Here is a 1,331-nt window from a genome sequence, read left to right as displayed (position 1 = left end):
AATAATTGAAATTAATAAGAAAAATACATTCAAAAATACGTTCGTTGGAAAGTCCATATAGTCAACTACTGATCTTGTTAAAAAGACAATAAAAAGTCCTATACCTGTGCCCCAGCTTGTAGCTGTATTTATTTTTTCTTTATATTCTTCACTAATATATGAAGTATTTATCTTCCTTAACTCCTCATTATCAATCTCAATTAACTGTTGCCTACTAAAATAATTTAAAAGAGGAAATATAAATGTAAATTTATTTCTATTGATATCAATAATAAAGTGTCTATTGTCATAATGTATTATTTTGTACTTACTATTTTTCTCAATAGCATCTATAGTTATTCTATCAATAGTGAAATACACTTCCCTTCAAAGATTTTCGTTAATAAATACTTTAAATTCATCTTACTATTTATTATTTCTAATAAGTCTACCTCTCATCCCCTCAGTTTTATAATAATTATATAAAATCCCATTTTGAAATAAGATAAATGATAGTAATACAATGATTCCAAAAATAAATAGATAACTAGATTCCTTTAACGGTAAAGTTCCTATAGTTGTAGCAATAAATAAAAAACTAAAAAATATATTTAGTAAAATGTTTTTTATCATGGTACGTTTATCAGGGTATATAAAACATTTATATTTATATTCACTTAAGTCAATACCTATCTTTTTTTCTTTATTTCTATTCACAAGACCTTTAATTATAATTAAAGAAGCTATCGTTATTAATACTATAATAATATTTAAAAGAAAGTTTGTAGAAAAATCCATATAATCTATTACTGATTTAGTTAAAAAAGCTAAAAATATACCTATTCCTGTACCTAGACTAGCAAATAATTCACTTTTTTTTACTCTTTCTTTACTCAAATTAGATTCCTTAATGTAATGCAATTCTTCCTCACTTATTTCAATTAATTTTTGTCTAGTGAAATAATTTAATAAAGGAAATAGGAAAGTCAGTTTATTTCTATTTAAATCAATAACGAAGTAACGATTTTCTAGCTCTATTAATTTATACTTACTGTTTTTTTCAATAGGATTAATTATTACTTTATCAATATCTTATCGATCTCCCTTCAAGTATTAATTAAACGTAGCATTTTTTCTCTTGAGATTCGTCTTTTAATTACTAAACTTTATTTAATACTACCCATTTTCCCTTCTATTGTAGTCTTGTTATATAACATTACATTTTGAAATAAGATAAAAGAAAGAAATAGCATGATACCAAATATATATATAACACTATATTCTTTAATAGTTAATGCCCCGATAGATAAAGCTATAAAAATAAATGTACTGAAAACATTTAAAGATATATT

General features: G+C 23.1%; 2 protein-coding genes and 1 pseudogene. All 3 read right to left on the bottom strand.

Annotation, left to right across the window (positions count from 1 at the left end; all coding sequences use genetic code 11):
* A partial coding sequence (locus CD039_RS06730; protein ID WP_142384380.1) for a DUF443 family protein occupies window positions 1-360 on the bottom strand: 360 nt, incomplete at its 3' end.
* A gap of 45 nt (window positions 361-405) precedes the next feature.
* Entirely contained in the window at window positions 406-1,044 is a 639-nt protein-coding gene (locus tag CD039_RS06725) for a DUF443 family protein (protein WP_260843965.1), read from the bottom strand.
* A 101-nt stretch (window positions 1,045-1,145) separates the two neighbouring features.
* Window positions 1,146-1,331 (bottom strand): annotated as a pseudogene (locus CD039_RS11930) (hypothetical protein); the annotation flags it as partial.

This window comes from Staphylococcus argensis (assembly GCF_002902305.1).
GTDB classification, from domain to species: Bacteria; Bacillota; Bacilli; order Staphylococcales; family Staphylococcaceae; genus Staphylococcus; species Staphylococcus argensis.
Note: the sequence above shows the minus strand (reverse complement) of the source record. Positions and strands in the feature narration are given on the sequence as shown.